The sequence below is a fragment of the Fervidicoccaceae archaeon genome (assembly GCA_038734945.1).
GTDB lineage: Archaea > Thermoproteota > Thermoprotei_A > Sulfolobales > Fervidicoccaceae > ARK-14.
The window spans coordinates 51863-71722 of sequence record JAVYOA010000009.1; the positions used below are offsets into that span (position 1 = coordinate 51863).

Below are 19860 nucleotides of genomic sequence, written 5' to 3' on the forward strand. Positions count from 1 at the left end.
TGCTCTCATACAAGATTCCATTGGAAAAAAGGGAGAAAATTTTAATTATAAAAAATATAAAAATTGGGAGATTCAGAAAGGCGATAGAAATGAATAGAGAAAGATCCATCTCTACAACCTTAGTAGTTGGAATCGTTATTATCGTTGTTGCTATTGCGATCGTTGGAGCCTATCTCGCCACAAGAGGAGGTGGAGCTCCCACAACAACTCCTTCTCCAACAACAACCACACAGACTACAACAACACCTACTATGACAACAACCACAACAGCTCCAACGCAAACACAAACCACGCCAGCGCAAACTACAACACCTACAACTACAACAACACCCCAAGCACAAGGAGTTACACTGACAATTCTCACAAGACATTCTACAGATATACTTGACTTGGCAAGGAGAATGTTCCTTAACTCCACAATTGCCAAGCAGTACAATATTGTGGATCTTCAATTCATCGTTGTTCCTCCAGGCCTTTGGCCCCAGACGGCCGTAGCAAAGAGTGTTGACCTAGGTTGGGGAGGGGGTCCAACACTCTTTGATACGATGTACTTGAACAATCTCACAGCTCCTCTAACACTTCCACTAGCCTTGAATGCATCAGCCCAGATTCCAAACCAAATAGCCGGTGTTCCAATGAAGAGAGTTGGGCCTAATGGAGAAATATATTGGGTTGCTGCAGCAATATCTTCGTTTGGATTCACGGTTAATACAGATTTGGCAAAACAGTATAATCTTCCAATACCACAAAAATGGGAGGACCTAGGATCACTAGCTTTCGGAAAGGTTTTTGCCAGTACTGGGCAAGCTCCTCTAGCTATAGCAGATCCCACAAGCAGTACTAGCAACACAAGGATGTATGAGATAATCCTTCAGGCATTTGGATGGGACCAGGGGTGGAGGCTTCTAACCCTTATGGCAGCTAATGCATATATTTCATCGAGCAGCGAGGAAGTGAGAGATGTAGTAATAAGGGGAGAGAGGATAGTTGGCATAACAATAGACTTCTATGGCTATACAGCGCATTACCAGAACCCGGCATGCATATACATAATTCCTGCCAACGAGAGCATCGTTAATGGAGATCCCATAGCTCTCTTCACAACTTCAAAGCATCCCGTCGAAGCGCAAGCATTTATTGCATGGGTATTAACTGATGGGCAGAAGGTCTGGCTTGACAAGAACATAAACAGGCTACCAGCTAATCCAAACATATTCAACACAACAGAAGGGAAGGCAAGACAGGATCTCTATCAAGCATTCCTAGCGGCATCTCAGACACCTTCAATAAACTTTAGCGATAACCTTGCCCTTAGCTATGAGTACATAATGCAGAACTATTTCAAGGCGACTCTCACAGACCAGGCTCAGAATCTGCAGAATGCTTGGATAGCTCTGGTAAAGGCATATACAAGCGGAAAAATTAACCAAACAAGGTTCCAGCAGCTACAGCAAATGCTCACAGACTTCATTGTGTTCACTAATCCCCTCACTGGGAATAAGACAACATTAACACAGGATGTTGCTATTCAACTGAATAGCGCAGTTCTGAGCAATCCTTCATTGCTCGATAACTTGATGTCCCAATGGAGAACAGCTGCTGCTCAGAAATATGCGGCGGTCATACAGGCAATAGGAGGATGAAAGAGGAATGTCCTCTGCCATTTTTAGAAGGCTGAGGTTCGAGCTCGATAGACTTCTCATGTTTCAAATTTTTTTCCCCTTAACCTATCTGGTTATCTTCATGATTCTTCCTATTCTCACAATTCTTCTCTCAGCTAGAAACTATAGCCTATCTCTTCTATTTCAGCCCATGTACTTCAATCTGCATCCGATAGGATCTCCAATCTCTGTTAATAGGTTTGGAGATACAATTTTCATACAAGTGACTGGCCTTTCATTTGGGGTTATCTTGAACTCCATAATAGTTGCTTCTGTAGTAACAATTTTCGCTAGCCTACTGGGAATTCTAGTGGCATTTGTACTAGCTAGGTACAAATTCAAGTTTAAGATGGCGCTGAGGATCATGGCAATAATACCCCTTCTCATGAGCCCATTTATAAACGCCTACGTCGTAAAGAAGCTGATAGGGCCTGGATTTGGCTACAATACTTTGAGCTGGATAATACATGGATTAACAGGACTGGACATAAGGCTATCATTCAGTGGAATAGCCGGAGTTATACTCACACAGATAATCACATATTATCCAATAGTTTACTTGAACGTGTTCTCATCAATGATGAATATAGACCCAAGTATGGAGGAACAGGCAGAAAATATGGGAGCAAGGGGCTTTAAGCTTTTTCGCAGCATAACTCTCCCTTTGAGCTTTCCAGGTCTAATAGCTGGATCTGCTCTCGTCTTCATATTTAGCCTGGAAGATGTTGGAGCTCCAATAATTTTCGGGGTAAGGGACGTTCTCTCATACCAGATCTACAACTACTTCCAAGGAGTAAGGGTGAATGTGACCTCGCCTGAGACAGGAGCTCTAGCCCTAACAATGTTGCTAATATCACTAACAATATTCATTCTCATAAGGAGACAGACGAGCCTGAGGCAATATGCCATGATAAGCAAGGGAGGAAGGTGGATCCCAAGAGAAAGAAGTCTCGGGATTAAAGGGAAGCTAGCAGTATACCTGCTCGTTTTCCCATTGGTAATAATAACCATGCTTCCCCAAATAGGCGTTTTCATGCTGGCATTCTCGGAAAGATGGGGATCGGATCCGCTCCCATCAGGATTCACAATATCGAACTTTGTACAGCTTGTTGAAATAAAGGGGGTCTTCAGGGGAATACTAAATAGTCTTTTCTATTCAACTGCAGCAGTGGCCATTATTGTTCTTCTAGGACTGAGCGCCAGCTATGTTGTAGCGAGAATCAGGCTCAGAGGTATAAGCTTGCTTGACTATTTGTCTACAATGCCTCTCGCAATACCAGGATTAATATTTGCTTTTGGTTACTTCTATTTCTTCCATGAATATTTTCCAAATACAATACTGGATCCCCTCTACAACCCTGCACTCCCACTCATACTAGTCTATTCAGTGAGAAGGCTCCCATTCACCTCGAGAAGCGTGTTCGCAGGGCTTCAGCAAACCCATATTTCCCTGGAGGAATCAAGCCTCAATTTAGGGGCTTCTAGGCTAAGAACCCTGGGTTATATAGTGATTCCTCTGATTGCCCTAAATATAGCAAGCGGAGCAATGATAACCTTTGTTTACTGCATGGGAGAAACCAGTGCAAGCATAACCCTTGGAGGGCTGGGCGGAGACGTATCCAGTCCAAACCATAAGGGACCAATAACCATGGTAATGTTGGATTTAATAACGAGTGGGAGGTTGGCTGGAGTGAACTTGGCAGCCGCTCTGGGAGTTCTGCTCATGGGGATCCAAATAGCTGTTATTGTTATTATAACAATGATATTCAAGCAGAGCTATGCCTTCATAGGAGTGTGATGAAATTTGGTAAAAGTTGTGCTGGAAAATCTAAGGAAAACATATAGTGGAGGAAGAGTAGTAGCAGTGGATGATGTATCCCTATCAATCGATGAGGGGGAATTCTTCACAATCCTCGGTCCAAGTGGTTGTGGGAAGACGACTACACTTAGGCTAATAGCTGGCTTCGAATTCCCGGATAGCGGAAAAATATTCTTTGGTAATGAGGAGGTTACTTATAAGAAGCCATATGAGAGAAACACCGCTATGGTGTTCCAGAACTATGCTCTATGGCCTCACATGACTGTCTTTGAAAATATAGCATATGGACTGAAGATAAGGAAAGTCAAGGAAGACGAGATTAAAAGAAGAGTAAAGGAAGTTCTCGAGCTAGTCAAGCTCTCTGGATTGGAAGATAGGCATCCTTCACAGCTCTCTGGTGGGCAGCAGCAGAGGGTTGCTCTAGCAAGAGCACTCGTTGTTCAGCCAAGAGTTCTTCTGCTCGATGAGCCCCTTAGCAACCTTGATGCCAAGGTAAGGGTTGAGGTAAGGGGCTTTCTGAAGGAGCTTCAGAGAAAGCTGAAGATAACCACGATTTATGTCACGCATGACCAAGAGGAGGCTATGAGCCTTTCTGATAGAATTGCTGTGATGAACTCAGGAAGAATAGCTCAAGTTGGAACACCGGAGGAACTTTACTTTTCACCGAAAGACTTGTTCGTTGCTACCTTCTTCGGTAAGCCAAATATCCTAGATGGAAAGTATAGCGGAAAGGGGAGAGTTGAGATAGGAGATGGCATAGAGATTCAGGCAACTCCAGCCGTCAGTGAAGAGGAAATCAAGGAAGGGGAAAGCGTAAAGGTCGTCATAAGACCAGAGCATATATACGTACAGGGAAGAGGCAGAAGCAGCTCAGGAGAAACAACAAAGCTTACCGGAAAAGTAGTCATGAGAATGTTCACGGGAGTGAGCCAGGAGATAAAGATAAGCATGAAAGGGGAGGAAGGTCCCTTCATCTACGCTTCTGCATCATCCGATCTATCTATAGCTGTTGGACAGGATATAGAAATAGAGATACCAGCAATAAGGGCAATTATCTTCAAAGCTAAAAAATGAAATAGAAAAGCCTTTTTATTAACAAAGTTTAAAGAAACTTGGTGCACCGAAACTGAAAAAACTCGCACTTCCTCCCAGAATAAAGATCTTGGAGGCACTTTCAGCTGTAGCTGAGGGAAGAATAAAGCAACTGAGCGATAAGGAGGCTACAGTCGTTTCTTCAGACGAGCAGAGAGAATATAAAGTTTATTTGGATCTGGATAGGGGCATAGCATCATCAACCGACAATGGCACCAAGTTTAGAGGATACATAGGCTACCCCATACTGGCATTGATGATGCTCAAAGGAGCCCTTCCATATAATGAGGATTTAGCATCAAAACTCATAGGAGTAAAGTGGAGAGCACTCAATGAAAGGTACAAGAGCTATAGAATCGTGGAAAAAATAGTTATGGATGAGTATAAAAAGAAAGGGGGAGATTTGGATAGACTTGAAAACTTAGTTAAGGAGGTCATGGAGAAGCTGAAGAACATCGAGCTGTTCACTCCTGAGGAGGGCGAAGAGATATAGCGTTATCTCTCAACTTCTTCTGTACCGGGCTTTTGTAAGTATTCCTACGATGGATTGTCGGATTCAGCTTTTCACAATTTACAAATGAAAGCTTCACCCTTTAGCGCGGAAAAGACGTCAGACCTCAATCCTACAGATGCATAGCATAATGGGGCGAGCCTACCCGTCATAGAAAAAAGCGAAACGATGTGCAGAAGATTAAATAGGATGTACTCTTTTCCCACCAATATAGCTTTCAAGCACTCGAAGTGATGCTAGATCCTCGTTGAAAGGATCACCGCTGACAATTACGAAGTCTGCAAAGTTCCCAGGCTCTAGCCTTCCAATGCCTTCTGCTCTCATCAGCTTTGCTGAACCAGCTGTATAAGCATGGAGAGCCTCCTCGATGCTCAGCCTTTCATCTCTAGTTAGATTGAACAGCTCCACCCCCTCCTTTTCTCCTCTATTAACAGCTGCATCGAGCGTGATCCAAGGATCAAGAGGCTCAACAGGAGAATCGGTTGAAAAGCCAATATCTATACCCGCTTTCATCATTGTTTTGAATCGATAAGCATATTTAGCTCTCTCCATGCCAAGCCTTTTCACGAGCCACCAGTCTGATATTATGAAATGAGGCTGTACCGAAGCTCCAATACCAAGTGAAGCCAGTTTTTGTATCTGGTCGTCCATAACAATTGAGGCATGCTCCACCCTCCCCAGGTTTCCTCTAATTCCCGACTTCTTAAAAGCCCCAATTACATTGTCTAGGGCAGCATCGCCTATAGCATGAATTGCACTCTGGAGCCCCAGCTCCTTGGCTCTATTGGACCAATAAGCTAGCTCGTTCTCTCCCATAACAGCTACACCACTTGTCTCTGGGCTATCAGCATATGGTTGAGACAGAAGGGCCGTTCTCGCACCTAAACTACCATCAGCAAACAGTTTTATGCCATTAATCCTGAGAAGCTCGTGATCAATTGAACCATTTACCTGCTTGAGAGCATCGATTTCCTTGTAATCGAGATAGACAAAGACTCTGGTTCTAAGCTCATTCCTTTCATTCATCATTTTCAGGATTTCGAGGTCTTTTATCTTAGCTGACATGAAACCAACAGAGGTGACACCAAGCCTAGCTGCCTCCATTGTTGCTTTCATCATAATTTCGTGTTTATCCATCCACTCTGTCATCCTAGTGAGAACTATTCCAACTAGATCCTCAAAGATCACTCCAGTAGGTTCACCTTTATCATCCCTCTGGATGTAGTCTTCCATGCCCTCCTCAAGGGCAATTTCTAGAGCCAGGCTATTGAGGACAGCAGCATGCCCGCATACTCTAACAAGTACAACAGGGATATCGCTGATTACAGCATCTAAATCTGAGGCTCTGGGCCATCTTCCCTCGGAGAAAAGCTCCTGATCCCATCCCCTTCCTATTATAACTTTCTCTCCCCCCTTTCTGAAGCTGGAAAGCTTCCCTTTGAGCTCACTTATCGATTTTGTACCTCTCAAATCCAAAGTCATGAGGCTTATTCCAAGGCTGTTTAAATGCATGTGAGAGTCGATGAAACCAGGGAGGACAATTTTCCCCCTTCTATCTATTATTTCTCCTCCGAGCTCTTTTGCCTTTTTTATGGCAGATTCCTCATCTCCCAAAAATACAACCTTTCCATCACTTACAACCATTCCTTTTGCTGTCTTTATTGGGTTAAACGAAGCGTATATCTTTCCAAGCAAAGCAAAAGCTTCCATCATCTTACCACCGAGGACTCAAAAATTGAATTATGAGAATAAAGCTACAAGTTAAATATTTAACTTCTTCCCTTGGGCTCTACCTTCCTTTCATATATTGCGTGAATTACCCTGGGAACTTTCTCAGAGCATTCGCCTACAATCTTCCCAACAAAATCTCCCTTTTGGAACGGTCTCTCCGAAATCTCTCCGCCATTTCCAAGGCACTTTATAACTGTAACAGTTTCATAGTTATCCTGCGTTCTCTTTGGTTGCATTTGAATCATTATGTAGTATAGAAATGTGAGGGAAATTGCCATTAGAAGAAGAGTTAAGATCCCCTGGACTTCTGGAGAAAGTATTGTGCTATTGTTCCCAAAGAGCTGAAGTGAAGCCTGAGCAGGATTGAGCATGCTATCACCTCACAAAATTCCTACAGTATTTCCTATTCCTGCAATTATTACGCTCTGCCCCTCTGGTGCTTTTCTAACTAGTTCCTTCACTCTCTCTACAGCTTTCTCAACAGCATCGCTTATTTCCTTCTTCATGGTCAATATTGCTTCCTCCATGCTCATTTTCACAATTATGGCATGGAGAGGCACTCCATAAGCAGATGCTGCCCTTTCTATTCTTATCTTCTCTGGACCAACATCACCTATAGCAGCTCCAGCTCCTTCAGCTACTTCTCCTGTAGGCTCACCCTCCAGCTTAAGTGCCGCATCAACTGTAATTATCATCCCAACTTTTTCATTTCTCTCGCTCAGCTTTCTAAGAAGCTCCTCTACAGCGAAGCCCGGGTGCCCTACGTTGCTCTCCGGACCGCTTGCCTTGATTAGATATACTTTTCTATTCTCTATTTGGCTTTCATAGTACACAGTATCTTTGACAATCTCTGTTGGAGTAGCAGATGGTCCAACAAGCCTTTGAACAAGAAGTGCTCCAGCCCCATCTCCAATCGGCTTTCCTTCCAAGAATACATCGAGAGCTTTGCTGTATGCCTCTGCCTGTTTTATTATGGTTGGAAGAACCATTTCCAACTGCATTATCAGTATCCAGTTGTTTGTTTTCTGCCCTGTGATTAATAGATGCCTCACATATTTGTACACAAAGGTGAGCGCTGCGCTTATCTCTAGGGCTGTGGAGGCTATGCTTCTCTCAACCTTTCCAGCATTTGGGAGGGCTTCCTTAATTATTCCCTCTAGCCTCTCCTCCCTCGTCGAAAAGAGAACATCCATCCTCTTTATTATGTCAGTCGGTTCTATGCTGACTGGCTCAATTGTGAAGTAGTTTATTCCTCTCTCTACAACTTGTTCCGGTTTCTCCAGCCCTAAATTCCTCATATAGCTCATTGTCTTGCTCTGTGAGTCATTCATCATTTTCTCCAAAATTCCAAGCTTCATTTTTATGTTTCTCGATGATATGTATATCTGGAATTTCTGATTGAATCCCAAGAAGAGTAGCATGAATATGACTAGAAAGGCTAACTGTGAAATAGCCGATATCCAATCAGTTATTGTTGAGGACAATCGTTACACTCTCCTACTCTCAAGTTTTTTTTCAGTACTGCGCAGATAATTAATTTATTCCAAATATAAATGCTCTCTTGATAAGGAAACCCAAATATGCGGGGGGTGGGATTTGAACCCACGCTGGCCTACGCCAACGGATCTTGAGTCCGCCCCCTTAGTCCGCTCGGGCACCCCCGCTCACTAAAAACTTTTCCTCGGGGAATAATTAAGTTTTTAATGTCCCACGAAAAACTTCTTTCCCACCGTGGAGGGCTCAAGTTGCTAGATGCTGTCCTTCAGGGAATTGCTCTGGGAATAAGTCTTGCTGCTCCTCCTGGGCCTGTTAATGCTATAATAGCCTCAAAGAGCCTGAGGAGCTGGAAAAGAGGAGCATCGGTTGGATTCGGTGCACTTACTGCAGATTTGATATTTATGATAATGAGCGTCTATCTTGGTTATCTTATCCCACCTAAATTTATGCCCGCAATCTCTCTTCTCGGATTCGCCTTTCTTGCTTGGCTTGCTTATGGGGTCCTCAAGTCCTCTGCTTCATACACGGAAAAAGTAAAGGAAAAAAGCGGATCTAGCTATTTTACTGGGCTGGCCATGGGTCTAACAAACCCATTCCAGATAATGTGGTGGGTTACAGTTGGAGTTTCTCTTGTGAAAAGCCTCGGTCTCCAAATATTTTTGGGCTTCGTTTTTGGTATAGCTTCCTGGGTGATATCTTTCTCTTATCTGATTAACAGGTTTGGCTTCTCTCGAAAGTTTGCTGTAGCAATAAAATGGTTCAGCTTTATAACACTGTCGGCATTCTCAATATACTTGTTGTATACAGCCGTGACTCTCCTCATTTAGATTCAAGAGCCAGAATGAGCTCTACTGGTTCTCTCTCTATAACTTCATCTGCTACTTTCATTAGCTGCGACTTTGCCTCAGAAACAACGATCAGCTCAACTCCACCGAACACCTTTGATACCCACGGTATCAGAGCCCCTGGAAGGAGCTGATCAGCTTTTCCGAGCACAAGCATGCTATCACTCGACATTGATATCCTAACAGCTCTGTCAATTCTCCTCGAGAACCACTCCATCCTGTTGCTGAACATTGGTGTTATTGGAGAACCACAAGCTGGGCAGATCTTAGGAGCTGAGTGTGATGGAAAGGATCTTCCACACTTGATGCAGAAATGCTTTCTAGCATCACCTAGGAAATCAACTTTTTCCACATTATCTGGGAAAAAATCTGCTAAAGACGGGGACAAAAAAACTATTCCTGATAGCTTGAAGAGCGAAGAGAGAATTTGAATCATCTTCTCTTCTTTATCTTTCCTTTTTCTCAGCTCGTTGTAGCATTCTCGCAATTCAAAGTCTGTTGAAGAAAGAGGATCCATAATGAAGCTTAGGCACGCATCAGGAATTGTCAGAGAAAAAAAGACTATCACAGACTTATCTCTCAATAGACTTTTTAGGATGAGGGCATCATCCAACATTCTCTATTTCAGCCTCATAAGCGCTACATTTCTCTTCTCTACATCGATTAATGCATATCTTCCGCTCTTTAGTGCACCAGGGTTTACTATAAGTGTTTGACCGATTATCTCATATCCAAACGATTCATGTATATGTCCGTGCATATGCAATATAGCTCCAAATTCTTCATCCAGCTCCCTTAACTCAGGGAGTCCTGCATGCACAGAGCCCATGGCAAGATCCGTGGATGTGGATAGAGGAGGATGATGAGAGAGAATAATTATATCTCTTCCTCTATAAAGAGGAAGCATCTCCTTCACTCTTGTGTATGATGAGTAAAAGCTCAACCCACCTATTCCTGCTATCACATAGTTGTCCAATTCAATGACCTTCGAATCAATGTTGAAATTTTCCCTCGAGAACTCCTTTGCTATAGAGATATCGTCCATGTTCCCTGGAACGAAAACAATTGAAGAGGAAATCGCCTTAAGTAGATCAACCACGTCTCCATTGCATTCAACATCTCCATGGACTGCTAACAAATCAAACTGCAGGGATGCGCTTTCCTCCCTCAATCTTTTTAAGTTTGCTACATTACAGTGAATGTCCCCCAGCTGGAGGATCTTCAATCAACATCAGCCCAAAGCGCTATTGGAAGAAATCGTTAATAAACCAATTTAGCAAACTTCAAGTGGGTAGGAGCAATATGCCAAAGCAAAAGAAAGAGGAGAAAGGACAGACGGGAAGGAGCGCGATTCAGCAGGCAGAAATGAACGTATCCGCACCAACTGAGCTCATAAGGAGAGCTGAGAGAGAGGTAAAGGGAATGGAGTACATAACCCCATTTTCCCTAGCACAGAAGCTCGGAGTCTCGCTGAGCACTTCAAAGAAGATTCTAAAGGCTCTCGAGCAAAATAAGCTGATTGAGGCTGTAAACAGAAACAGAAGATCTCCCATATATATTTCAAAAAAGAATGAGCAGTAAATTTCTCAATTAATAATTTAAAAAACTGATTTTTGCTCAAAATTTTTTGGAAAAGGTTTATTTAGTAGAAGAAACTTTAATGCGATCTCTGAATGCAAAGCTCCCTAGAATATGGAGCATAAGCATATAAGAAAGTGATTCGAATATAAAAATGGAATAAAAAATTGGGGTGAAATTAAAATGAAGCTAAAGTCCATCTACGAGGATGAGGATGTGGTCGTTGAGGTAGGACCTCATGACGACGAAATCCCGCAACTCATAATGGATCTCTTCAAGAGAAGAAAGAGACCAATGACATGGCAGCAGCTGAGAGAGCACTTCAGCGCTGTTATCGGGGAAGATAGGCTGAGAAGAGCTCTGAGACAGCTAGTTAAGGAGGAGAAACTTGTTCAGCTAAACAGAACGACGTATGCAGATCCAGATACGCTGACACCAGAAATGATAGAGGAGCTCGAGGCAAAAAGAAGGATATATTCAGCTAGAGCAAGAAGCTACCTCTATGAGTCTATGAGAAGGAGCCTTGAGTCGGAGTCCAACTGATCAAACTTCAATCAACACATCCATTCTGTTCAAAGGCTTCCCCCCATTCTCTGTAACAACTACAGTATTTTCCACTCTCATGCCGAGCTTTCTCGGTATATAGAATCCAGGCTCTATGGTCACAACATCTCCCTCCATGAGGACTTCCTCGCTTGCAGGGGACAATGTTGGTGGCTCATGGACCTCAACTCCTACACCATGACCCAGTGAGTGTATGAAGTTGATGTCCAGTCTCCTCCATGAAAGAGCACTCCTCGCCTTTAGGTCCACCTCCTTTGCAGGTATTCCAGCCCTAAGCATATCCAACGATTCGGAATAGGCAGAAATAAGGGACTCAAGCAAGGGCCTATAGGATGATGCTCCAAAGAGAATAGTTCTTGTCATATCTGAACAATATGAACCCTTTTTCGCACCTAGGTCAAAGACAACAGCATTCCCCCTCCTCAGCTTCCTTTCTCCAGGGATAGCATGTGGGTTTGAGGCATTTTCTTCTATAGCAACAATCGGATCGAATGCCAAAGCATCAGCACCCTCTCTAAATATAGTGGAAAGAAGCTCTGCATAGATCTCCTTTTCGCTTAATCCTGGTCTCAGTATGTTGATTATCCTTTCAAGAGCTCTTTCGGATATTTCCGAAGCTTTTGAAATTAGCTCAATTTCTTCTGTCATTTTTATTCTTCTGACCATAGTGATTTCCCTGGAGGCATTAACTACTCTCTTTTTCTTCAAAACTTCCTGAAAGGAGTTGAGCAAAATGGGATCGGAATCTACTGCAAGGCTTTCAATGCCTTCGGAGATTTTTGAAACAGCGTCAGCCACAGACCCCAATATCACCGGATAGTCTGGGTGGCTGTTGAATGCTATTTTGCTTACAGCATAAACCTGCATTTTTCCCTCAACAGCCGTGCTTACTTTCCAAAATTCCATCAGGGGGACTAATGCTATGATTTCATCGGTGTCTTGTTCTATGTATATTACTCCTCCAGCGTCAACTCCGGTAAGATAGAGAAAGTTCCCTCTGTTTACTATCAGGGCTCCCTGGGCACCGCTTCCCTCGAGAGCCCTCCTAACGAGCTTTATTTTCTTTTCAACCATTTCAGATGCTCTCAAGGATTTCACCAATTTATTACTAGAAAGAAGCACTAATTAAGGTCGTTTAAAGAGAAAAATTATATTATCTCTCAGTATATTCCATAAAATCGTCATATTTTGGAAAATAAAAGATAATTCAAATTAAAAAAGTGATGATGCATGAGCTCAGATTCGGATCTCAGCAAGATAGAGAAGCTCTTTAAACCGAAAACAATAGCAGTTGTTGGAGCGAGCAGAAATGTAGCAAAAATCGGAGGAACTATTCTGAAGAACATTCTGGTCAATGGGTTCAGTGGGAAAGTATATGCTGTCAATCCAGACGCCACTGAAATAATGGGAGTCCCAAGTTATCCATCTCTTCTCGATATACCTGATGAAGTTGATCATGCGGTCATTTCCATTCCAGCAGACAAGGTACCTGAAGTCGTGGAGCAAGCTGGCAGGAAAGGGGTGAAAGTTCTCACAATAATATCATCAGGATTCAAGGAAACAGGTAGAGCAGACCTTGAGGAGAAAATAGTTGAGCTTGGTAAGAAATACGGCGTGAGAATTTTGGGCCCGAACATTTTCGGAGTGGTTTACACTCCAACAAACCTTAATGCTACATTCGGTCCAGAGAAAGTGCTGAAAGGAAAGATAGCCTTCCTTACTCAGAGTGGCGCGCTTGGAATAGCACTCATGGCATGGACTGCAATGGAGGGGATAGGACTATCCTCTATTGTAAGTTTAGGAAACATGGCTGACATAGATCCAGTGGATCTGGCCAAGTTCTTTGAGAAGGATGAGAACACCAAGGTAATAGCAATGTACTTGGAGGGGATATCAACAGGAAGAGGTCAAAGCTTTCTAAATGAGTTCAGAAAGATCACGAAGAGCAAGCCGGTCATAGCGCTTAAGGCAGGAAGATCAGAGAGAGGTACAAGGGCTATAGCGAGCCACACTGGAAGCTTAGCTGGAAGTGATGCTATGTATGATTCAGCATTCAAGCAGTCAGGTATATTGCGAGCAAATGACATTGAACAGCTATTTGACTGGGCAAAAATGCTGGCAAGCGTGGAGAGCTTTGAGCTGAAAGGAAAGGGTTTTGTAATAATAACTAACGGCGGCGGAATGGGTGTTATGGCAACCGATGCTGCTGAGCTCAACGGACTGCCTCTACTTGAGATGACAGATAGTTTGAAGCAGCAGTTCAGAAAGAGCATGCCATGGTTTGGCTCACCAAACAACCCAATAGATCTGACTGGACAGGCATCAGCAGATAGCTATGAGGGAGCAATCAGGACAGCTCTTGAAAGCGATGCAATAACCGGGGCTGTAATAATGTATTGCGAGGTTGGCTTCCTAGATCCAATAGAGCTTGCAAGAAAGATCGCATATACTCTGAAGACTTACAACGTGAAGAAGAAGCCTGTAAATGTTGTAATGCTCGGCGGTGAAAAGACCAGGGAGGCTGGAAGGATGCTTGATAGAGAGGGAATACCAAGCTATAACATACCAGAAAGAGCAGTCTCAGCAATGGCAGCTTTCTACAAGTATGCTAAGTACAGAGCCGATTCATCCCAGCCGTAGTAGTCAACAAGCTTAACTTATTCCTTGATCTCTCATTAAAATTTTTACAACCTGAAAGCTCCCTTTTCATGGGAAGAGGAAGTCAAAAATCTTGGTAAAGCGTCTCAAAAGCTTTTCATCAGGAGGAAGATGGTTCCCTTAGCGCCTTCAGATCGAGAACAATTTCAAGTATGTCTGAGCTGTAGCTGAGTATTCTATATATGCTGAGAATAGCCGAAATGAGGAAAAACCCACATTCATTACTATTTATCTTTATACTTGAAACTCTGTTAATTTCATCATCAATTCTTCGTAAAAGTTCGACTGTCCTTTCCTGGTTCAACTTCGAAAAATTTCTTATCGCATCCTCTACTATTCTCTCAGCATTTCTTATAACGGAGGAAAGTTCAGGATGTACTTCGCAATTCGACTTGAAAGCAAAAAGAAGATTATTCGATATATTTGAAATGTGATCGCCGATTCTTTCCATTGCTTTTAAGCCGTGATGATAGTGAAGGGCCTCAGCCAAATTTCTAATCTTGGAGCTCTGCATGCTGTATTTCCCAGAAAGAACGCCTGAGATGTATCTTGTCAGCGCCAAATATACTTGGTCCACCATATCATCCCTTTCAGCAGAGCTTCTCAGCAAGCTTTCATCTCTTCTCTCTAATCCCAATAGTAAATCTTCAAACATGTACTCTATATGCCTGAACATCAAACCAACGGATTCCTCCATGCTGTGCTCTAGCCTGCTCTCGAGCACCTTCAATGTTATGCACTTTTCATTCTCCTCAATTGTGATAGTGTCCATGGTCTTAGAAATGATAATTTTTTTGAACTTATCCATCCATTCAGCCTTATCCGATTTCTCGCTGCAAAAAACGATCAAATCATAACCGGCAATGTAGGCTGATATGGCCTCCGTAGCAGCTAACGCTGGATTTTCCTTTTGCTTAACCCTGTATACTGATTCCTTAATTTCTCTTTTTTCCTTAATTGGAAGAATTCTGAGAGATCCATCTGGCTCCACAAGCACTTCAACTTTCGATCCTTTAGCTATGCCACTTCTCTCGGCCCATTCCTTTGGAAGACTTATGATGAGCGAAGATGTTCCTGTGAGTTGAACAGTTCTAATATAGTGCATAAAGGGCTACCTCTATAAATTATTCTATTTCTATATACTAATATATTTTTTATTTGCAACATAAATAAAAATTGCCATTTTTTATTTAGATGTTGAGTGATGCATATGCTACCCCGAACAATTGTGGCATTCACTTTGGTTGTAGTAGCAATTCTGTCATCCTTAACTCTATATGTAATGAAAAGCAGCAATAATGCCAGCACCTATCCAGTAACTACTACGGACTCCCCCGTAACTGCTACTAACCTCTCTGAGAAAAATACATCCGCGATTACCACAACAGTGGTAGGAAATGGTTCCAAGATAACTTTGATAGGCTCCGGCTCGACATTTATTTACCCACAACTAGACAGATGGATAAAAGCACTTTCAGAGAAAAATCCCCAGATAATAATTGAATATAGCCCCAGCGGAAGCGGAACAGGGCAGACACAGTTTATGCAAGGTCTTATTGACTTTGCAGGAAGCGATCCTCCTCTCACGACCAGCGATTGGGAAAAGGCAAAAAACGATCCTAGGGGAGTGATCCAACTTCCAGTCCTAGTGGGCAGTGTAGTAATAACTTACAATATTCCTGGGATTGCAAGCAAACTGAAGCTCACAGGTGAAGTTCTCTCCCTTATATATAAGGGTGAAATTGAGTACTGGGATGATAGGAGGATAGCTGAGCTAAATCAAGGCATTTCCCTACCTCACGAGAAAATTGTTGCTGTTCATAGATCTGATTCGAGTGGTACAACGAACATATTTACTCTTTTCTTGTATAAATCTTCGAATGGTCTATGGCCTAGAGACCTTGTTGGAAAAGCTATAGATTGGCCTGTAGACAAGACTGGGAGAGGACTTGGTGGAAAGGGGAATCAAGGTGTTGCAGATATTGTATCGAGGACCCCTTACTCACTAGGCTATGTTGAGTATGCGTATGCTTTTCTTCAGAATTTGCCCACAGCTCTCATAATGAACTCCGAGGGCATTTTTGTTGAGGCAAACATGACAACAATGATGGAAGCAATAAGAGCTAGTATGGATAAGCTCCCACAAAGCCCTGAAGGAGATTTCAATGATTTCTGGAATGCTGTGATATATTCTCCCGGAAAGCAATCATATCCAGTGACCTCTTTTGCTTTTCTAATTTTTCACAAGGTTTATCCAAGCAACAAGGTAGAGGGAATTAAACAGCTAATACAGTTCATAAACAATGAAGGAAGGAACTACATCATTGAGGGCTATGTTCCAATACCAGATGAGCTCGCACGGTTCAATTTGAATAGCCTGAATCTTATAGTATCAGGGTGAACTTTCCAAATGAGGAGAAACCTCACAGACAAAATTTTTTTCTTCTCCCTCCTATTTCCCTCAGCTCTTGTACTCTTCACTCTTATACTTATCTTTTATTCCCAACTGAATCTCAGCCTTCCAATATTTGAGAAACAAGGCTTGGAGACCTTTTTAGGAAAGGACTGGAGGCCTAGCAGCATTCCTCCTCCTGAAGGAGGAAAATACGGTCTGCTTCCTGCCGTATTTGGCTCACTATATACTTCCACCATAGCTCTTCTGGTATCTCTTCCTCTATCTGCTAGCGTTATTGTATTTCTCAACGAGATAGCACCGAAGAAAGCAAGAACGCTTTTCTCAGCAATTTTGGACTTAATGGCAGGGCTATGGGAAGAGGTAAAAGGGAGACTAAAAGACAAACCTTGGAAACTAAGTGGCGGACAGCAGCAGAGGCTGTGTCTCGCAAGAGCTCTAGCAATAAAGCCAAAAATTCTTCTGCTTGATGAGCCAACAGCAAATATCGATCCCATCAATACAGTTAAGATAGAAGAGGCTTTGAAGAAGCTAGCCAAGGAAGGGATGACAATTGTTATGGTGACTCACATGCCCCAGCAGGCTATCAGAATAGCCAGCCATGCAATTTTCCTATATCATGGATCTGTAGTAGAACAAGGACCAATTTCCAAGCTGGCTTATGCTCCCAGCAGTGAGCTGACAAAGAATTTTATCTATGGTGAAGTTTCGCATCTCAAAGCCTGAAAAAGGTCCTCACGTTATCAATGGAAAGCTTTTCTGCTTCATTTTCAGATATTCTCCCAGCACTTAGCAGATAGTTCAAACTGCTCCCGATTTCCCAAGGATATATCACTCTTCCTGGTCTTTTGGGATCATCTATAAAATCGCTTTCAAGAAGCAAAAGTGCAGTTCCTCTGGAAGGAATAGCTGCTTCTAGAAGCTCTTTTTTACCGAGCATAGTTGACCACAGTCCCAAGCTCTGGGAATCCTTTGAAACTGCCAGAGTAGAATGATGAATTAGAACATAGTCCTTTTTGAACCCAGTTTTCTCAACTAATTTCACTATGCTTTCTGCTGTGAAGCCCTCGACTTGTTCCAAGTGAAGCTGCATTAGGCAACCCTCATCCTTAGCAACTGTCATGAATTTTTCTAGGGCTTCTTGGGTTATCAATGCAGAAGGAACCTGCACCTTGAAGTGCTGCCTTCCAACTTCACCTATGCCATCTATTTTTCCCTCTCTGCACATCTCTCTCAGAATCTCTGCTATTTTGAATGCATATTCCCTAACATTATTAGGATTTATTCCTGCTTCAATGAGCCTATCAATTTCAGCGGGATGAAGACCTGCAAAGCACTTAATCTCTATTCCAGAGCTCCTTGCCTCTTTACATCCCCTGCTGTGAAGCTCAGCAAGCTCTCTATATTTCTCCACATCAAATATCACTTTTCCTACATAGTCCCAGGAAGGGAGCATTATAAAAGCTGCGAACCATCCTCCATGTTCCTTGATTTTCTCCGCAATTTTCTTTGCCCCAATTCCGCTGATAGGATTCGAGTGGGAATGCGCATCAGCAAATGGCAGTTTCGTCATTGCTCTTTACACCTTTTTAGGATATTCGTTTTCATTGATTAGAAAAGAGACTTTTAAGCATAGCTCACGAGCTTTCTCTTTCCATGCACGCTAATCTGATTTTCCTTCTTTATGAATAGTTTATGAAGAAGATTAGTAGCTATGAAATATAAGCTTTATAGAGTGCTTATTAGCTATGCTCTTCAACACCATCTCGTTCAAGTGGTGAAATGTTGAGACAAGAGCTAGAAAATGAGAAGATTGTGGATTTTTTGAAGCAGAAAGTAAGAGAAATAAGCGAACATTCCTATGTAGATGTTCTAAATTTTGATTGTGATGAAAAATCATTTCCGCATGATCTTCAAGGAGAAGCCAATATTAGGCAGCTAAGATAAATGAATGCACTAAAAACCAGTTAGTAAATTACTGAAAAAGGACTTCATACAGATCGATGCTAGTAGTATAGAAGCAATAACATCAAATACCACAGGATTGAAGCCTGAACCTTTTATGTGAGCTGGAAATTACCTTTTTCCAAACAGTTTCAACTTTCTCAATTGGAATCCCGGTGAGCCTTGAAGCTTCTTCAACAGTCTCCTGCCTATCCACGAGCATGTGCAAGATAGTATCAATTTCCTCATAGCTCAAACCAATTTCTCCCTCCGCCGTCTGTCCTGGCCAAAGTCCTGGGGAGCTAGGCTTTCTCCAAATTTTCTCTGGCACTCCTAGAAATTTTGCCATCTCTCTGACCTGTGTTTTATACAGGGAGATTATTGGATAGACGTCTCCTGCTCCATCCCCCCACTTAGTAAAATACCCCAGAAGAAACTCGCTTCTATCACTTGTGGCGGAGACTAGAAGTTTCCTAGTGTTTGCAAGGAAATATAGAGCAGTCATCCTCACTCTAGCCTTAACGTTGCCCTTAGCTACCCTCTCAGCAGTACCATAGCTCTCTCCAAACATTTTGAGGATCCCCTCAACAGCTTCACTTATGTCAGCTATCACATACCTTATGCCCAGGCTGTCAGCAACTAGTTTTGCATCCTCAATTTCTCTGATGTCCGTTTCTCTTTCCGGAAGAATGAGCGCATGGACCCTCTCCTTCCCTACACCTCTAACAAGGAGATATGCTGTTACAGCCGAGTCAAGACCGCCACTAACTCCCAATACATAGCCTTTAGCTCCACTTGCATCGAGGTAGTCCTTGACGCACTGAGAAATCCTATCTGCTGCTCTTGCATAGTCGATCACGGGAACAGCAGGCTGCCTATCCAACATGACCCACCACATATTTTCATGATTTTGGAAACAATTATTATTTTCCTCATTGAAAGAGCAGAAGAATGGTGTGTGCTTTGAAAATAGCCATCTCAATTTCCGCCTATAGTTCTGAGCCAAGAGAAAAGCACAGGGAAAAAGCTCTGAAGCTCCTAGAGGAGCTTGATTTTCTATTCTCAGAAAGAATTTCCTACTATATTCTGGGAGGATATAGGGGATTAATGAAATATGTTACAGATTTCCTTGTTTCAAGAGGGAGGAAAGTGGTGATGATTCTTCCTCTTGAATATGAAGCTGACGACATATCTGAGGACGTCATAAAGATAAGGGCAGGGACAACATTCACGAATAGAAACGTTATAATGGTCAGATCTGGGGACGTCCTTCTCTGCCTTGGAGGAGGACTCGGTTCCTTCACTGAAGTTGTTAATGCTCTATCAATGGGAAAGCTTACTATCGTTCTGAGAAATACTGGCAGCTTGACAGATTCTCTAGAAGGTTTCATGGGGAAAGGAGTTGTCGATGAAAGAAAAGGAGGATTTCTAGCGTTCGTAGATAGGGGTAGCGAGGCAGTTGAAATCATACAGAATCGTTTCGCTAGTATATAGAGCAACAGGAAAATCCTCATTTCTCGAAAAACACGCGCATTGCTTTCTCATTT

The 19860-nt window shown here is 42.7% G+C and carries 20 protein-coding genes and 1 tRNA gene; 11 read left to right on the top strand and 10 right to left on the bottom strand.

Translation table 11 applies throughout. The features are described 5' to 3' along the window. Positions 1-89: 89 nt before the first annotated feature. From QXR92_04710 to QXR92_04725, 4 genes are all read left to right on the top strand, one after another. The gene (locus QXR92_04710; protein ID MEM0319300.1) at positions 90-1643 is read left to right on the top strand and encodes an ABC transporter substrate-binding protein; all 1554 of its coding nucleotides are present in this window, start codon (positions 90-92) and stop codon (positions 1641-1643) included. 7 nt (positions 1644-1650) lie between these two features. Beyond that, positions 1651-3459, top strand: coding sequence for an iron ABC transporter permease (locus QXR92_04715; GenBank protein MEM0319301.1), 1809 nt, complete (start codon positions 1651-1653; stop codon positions 3457-3459). Positions 3460-3465: 6 nt separating this feature from the next. Continuing rightward, complete coding sequence (locus tag QXR92_04720; GenBank protein ID MEM0319302.1) at positions 3466-4554, top strand: ABC transporter ATP-binding protein; 1089 nt, start codon at positions 3466-3468, stop codon at positions 4552-4554. A gap of 88 nt (positions 4555-4642) precedes the next feature. Further along, positions 4643-5065, top strand: coding sequence for a hypothetical protein (locus QXR92_04725; protein MEM0319303.1), 423 nt, complete (start codon positions 4643-4645; stop codon positions 5063-5065). 198 nt (positions 5066-5263) lie between these two features. Here QXR92_04725 and QXR92_04730 read toward each other — a convergent pair whose 3' ends face one another. The 4 genes from QXR92_04730 to QXR92_04745 all read right to left on the bottom strand — a co-directional run bounded on the left by QXR92_04730 (position 5264) and on the right by QXR92_04745 (position 8478). Further along, positions 5264-6793: an amidohydrolase gene (locus QXR92_04730; GenBank protein ID MEM0319304.1), complete on the bottom strand. Its 1530-nt coding sequence runs from the start codon at positions 6791-6793 to the stop codon at positions 5264-5266. A gap of 59 nt (positions 6794-6852) precedes the next feature. Beyond that, positions 6853-7185, bottom strand: coding sequence for a hypothetical protein (locus QXR92_04735; protein ID MEM0319305.1), 333 nt, complete (start codon positions 7183-7185; stop codon positions 6853-6855). 9 nt (positions 7186-7194) lie between these two features. Next, a complete protein-coding gene (locus QXR92_04740; GenBank protein MEM0319306.1) occupies positions 7195-8298 on the bottom strand; it encodes a DUF1512 domain-containing protein in 1104 nt (367 codons plus the stop codon). A gap of 97 nt (positions 8299-8395) precedes the next feature. After that, positions 8396-8478: transfer RNA gene (locus QXR92_04745), tRNA-Leu, on the bottom strand. A gap of 39 nt (positions 8479-8517) precedes the next feature. On the opposite strand from QXR92_04745, the gene QXR92_04750 reads away from it, so the two are divergent. Next, a complete protein-coding gene (locus QXR92_04750) occupies positions 8518-9138 on the top strand; it encodes a LysE family transporter (protein ID MEM0319307.1) in 621 nt (206 codons plus the stop codon). On the opposite strand, the gene QXR92_04755 is transcribed toward QXR92_04750, so the two are convergent. Together QXR92_04755 and QXR92_04760 are read right to left on the bottom strand one after the other, a co-directional pair. Then, entirely contained in the window at positions 9131-9772 is a 642-nt protein-coding gene (locus QXR92_04755; GenBank protein ID MEM0319308.1) for a hypothetical protein, read from the bottom strand. The genes QXR92_04750 and QXR92_04755 overlap by 8 nt on opposite strands. 3 nt (positions 9773-9775) lie before the next feature. Continuing rightward, complete coding sequence (locus tag QXR92_04760; protein MEM0319309.1) at positions 9776-10381, bottom strand: metallophosphoesterase family protein; 606 nt, start codon at positions 10379-10381, stop codon at positions 9776-9778. A gap of 77 nt (positions 10382-10458) precedes the next feature. On the opposite strand from QXR92_04760, the gene QXR92_04765 reads away from it, so the two are divergent. Both QXR92_04765 and QXR92_04770 read left to right on the top strand, forming a co-directional pair. Continuing rightward, positions 10459-10737: a hypothetical protein gene (locus QXR92_04765; GenBank protein ID MEM0319310.1), complete on the top strand. Its 279-nt coding sequence runs from the start codon at positions 10459-10461 to the stop codon at positions 10735-10737. 180 nt (positions 10738-10917) lie between these two features. Beyond that, complete coding sequence (locus tag QXR92_04770; GenBank protein MEM0319311.1) at positions 10918-11277, top strand: hypothetical protein; 360 nt, start codon at positions 10918-10920, stop codon at positions 11275-11277. On the opposite strand, the gene QXR92_04775 is transcribed toward QXR92_04770, so the two are convergent. Next, on the bottom strand, positions 11278-12387 hold the full coding sequence (locus QXR92_04775) for a Xaa-Pro peptidase family protein (GenBank protein MEM0319312.1): 1110 nt from the start codon (positions 12385-12387) through the stop codon (positions 11278-11280). Between the two features lie 141 nt (positions 12388-12528). Here QXR92_04775 and QXR92_04780 point away from each other — a divergent pair, with 141 nt between their 5' ends. Further along, the gene (locus QXR92_04780; GenBank protein MEM0319313.1) at positions 12529-13938 is read left to right on the top strand and encodes a CoA-binding protein; all 1410 of its coding nucleotides are present in this window, start codon (positions 12529-12531) and stop codon (positions 13936-13938) included. A gap of 118 nt (positions 13939-14056) precedes the next feature. On the opposite strand, the gene QXR92_04785 is transcribed toward QXR92_04780, so the two are convergent. Beyond that, entirely contained in the window at positions 14057-15061 is a 1005-nt protein-coding gene (locus QXR92_04785; protein MEM0319314.1) for a phosphate uptake regulator PhoU, read from the bottom strand. 105 nt (positions 15062-15166) lie between these two features. On the opposite strand from QXR92_04785, the gene pstS reads away from it, so the two are divergent. After that, on the top strand, positions 15167-16357 hold the full coding sequence (gene pstS, locus QXR92_04790) for a phosphate ABC transporter substrate-binding protein PstS (protein MEM0319315.1): 1191 nt from the start codon (positions 15167-15169) through the stop codon (positions 16355-16357). Between the two features lie 9 nt (positions 16358-16366). Next, positions 16367-17095 carry an ATP-binding cassette domain-containing protein gene (locus QXR92_04795; GenBank protein MEM0319316.1) on the top strand — a complete coding sequence of 243 codons (729 nt, stop codon included), beginning with the start codon at positions 16367-16369 and terminating at the stop codon, positions 17093-17095. Here QXR92_04795 and QXR92_04800 read toward each other — a convergent pair. Both QXR92_04800 and QXR92_04805 read right to left on the bottom strand, forming a co-directional pair. After that, positions 17085-17942, bottom strand: a complete 858-nt coding sequence (locus QXR92_04800; protein ID MEM0319317.1) for a TatD family hydrolase — start codon at positions 17940-17942, stop codon at positions 17085-17087. The two genes, QXR92_04795 and QXR92_04800, sit on opposite strands and share 11 nt — an antisense overlap. Positions 17943-18398: 456 nt before the next feature. Then, positions 18399-19196, bottom strand: a complete 798-nt coding sequence (locus QXR92_04805) for an NAD+ synthase (GenBank protein ID MEM0319318.1) — start codon at positions 19194-19196, stop codon at positions 18399-18401. Positions 19197-19276: 80 nt separating this feature from the next. On the opposite strand from QXR92_04805, the gene QXR92_04810 reads away from it, so the two are divergent. Next, complete coding sequence (locus QXR92_04810; GenBank protein MEM0319319.1) at positions 19277-19807, top strand: hypothetical protein; 531 nt, start codon at positions 19277-19279, stop codon at positions 19805-19807. Positions 19808-19860 lie beyond the last annotated feature (53 nt).

What these genes read in the sequence shown, in the direction of transcription:
- QXR92_04755 (MEM0319308.1), bottom strand. Translation starts at nt 9,772, where the DNA reads ATGTTGGATGATGCCCTCATCCTAAAAAGTCTATTGAGAGATAAGTCT.
- QXR92_04800 (MEM0319317.1), bottom strand. Translation starts at nt 17,942, where the DNA reads ATGACGAAACTGCCATTTGCTGATGCGCATTCCCACTCGAATCCTATC.
- QXR92_04715 (MEM0319301.1), top strand. Translation starts at nt 1,651, where the DNA reads ATGTCCTCTGCCATTTTTAGAAGGCTGAGGTTCGAGCTCGATAGACTT.
- pstS (MEM0319315.1), top strand. Translation starts at nt 15,167, where the DNA reads ATGCTACCCCGAACAATTGTGGCATTCACTTTGGTTGTAGTAGCAATT.
- QXR92_04750 (MEM0319307.1), top strand. Translation starts at nt 8,518, where the DNA reads ATGTCCCACGAAAAACTTCTTTCCCACCGTGGAGGGCTCAAGTTGCTA.
- QXR92_04730 (MEM0319304.1), bottom strand. Translation starts at nt 6,793, where the DNA reads ATGGAAGCTTTTGCTTTGCTTGGAAAGATATACGCTTCGTTTAACCCA.
- QXR92_04710 (MEM0319300.1), top strand. Translation starts at nt 90, where the DNA reads ATGAATAGAGAAAGATCCATCTCTACAACCTTAGTAGTTGGAATCGTT.
- QXR92_04780 (MEM0319313.1), top strand. Translation starts at nt 12,529, where the DNA reads ATGAGCTCAGATTCGGATCTCAGCAAGATAGAGAAGCTCTTTAAACCG.
- QXR92_04795 (MEM0319316.1), top strand. Translation starts at nt 16,367, where the DNA reads ATGAGGAGAAACCTCACAGACAAAATTTTTTTCTTCTCCCTCCTATTT.
- QXR92_04785 (MEM0319314.1), bottom strand. Translation starts at nt 15,061, where the DNA reads ATGCACTATATTAGAACTGTTCAACTCACAGGAACATCTTCGCTCATC.
- QXR92_04770 (MEM0319311.1), top strand. Translation starts at nt 10,918, where the DNA reads ATGAAGCTAAAGTCCATCTACGAGGATGAGGATGTGGTCGTTGAGGTA.
- QXR92_04735 (MEM0319305.1), bottom strand. Translation starts at nt 7,185, where the DNA reads ATGCTCAATCCTGCTCAGGCTTCACTTCAGCTCTTTGGGAACAATAGC.
- QXR92_04765 (MEM0319310.1), top strand. Translation starts at nt 10,459, where the DNA reads ATGCCAAAGCAAAAGAAAGAGGAGAAAGGACAGACGGGAAGGAGCGCG.